The organism is Synechococcus sp. H55.10, from assembly GCF_047502715.1.
In the GTDB taxonomy this organism is placed as follows: Bacteria; Cyanobacteriota; Cyanobacteriia; order Thermostichales; family Thermostichaceae; genus Thermostichus.
Genome location: NZ_JANSJJ010000203.1, coordinates 1 through 617, shown reverse-complemented (window position 1 = coordinate 617; position 617 = coordinate 1). Strand labels below are relative to the sequence as shown.

The following is a 617-nucleotide window of genomic DNA, read 5'->3' as shown; positions in this document are numbered from 1 at the left end:
CGTCTCCCCAGGTGGCAATGCTTACGGAGAGGAGATGACGGCAACTTGCCTGCGGGACATGGACTACTACCTGCGCCTGATCACCTACGGGATCGTTGCCGGCGATGTCACCCCGATTGAGGAGATTGGCTTGGTGGGGGTGCGGGAGATGTACAACTCTCTGGGCACGCCTATTCCGGCGGTGGCCGAGAGCATTCGCCAAATGAAGCAGGTGGCCATGGGCCTGTTGTCTCCTGAGGACGCGGCTGAGGCCGGTTACTACTTTGACTTTGAGGTGGGGGCAATGAGCTAATCCCTACATTGTTCTAACCGCGCAACTGTTTAACGTTCACCGATTTGGATTTAGGAAGCTCATCATGCAAGACGCGATTACTGCTGTGATCAATAGCTACGACGTCCAAGGCAAGTATCTCGACAGCTCGGCCATGGACAAGTTGAAGGCTTTCTTCGCCACGGGCGAGCTGCGGGTGCGAGCGGCTGCTACAATCGCGGCCAACGCCTCCACCATTGTTAAAGATGCGGCGGCCAAGGCGTTGCTCTACTCCGACCTCACCCGTCCCGGTGGTAACATGTACACCACCCGTCGCTATGCCGCTTGCATCCGCGACATGGACTAC

The 617-nt window shown here is 57.5% G+C and carries 2 pseudogenes; both read left to right on the top strand.

The features are described from left to right. Positions 1 to 292 (top strand): annotated as a pseudogene (locus tag NW858_RS11560) (allophycocyanin); the annotation flags it as partial. 64 nt (positions 293 to 356) lie between these two features. Next, positions 357 to 617 (top strand): annotated as a pseudogene (locus NW858_RS11555) (allophycocyanin subunit beta); the annotation flags it as partial.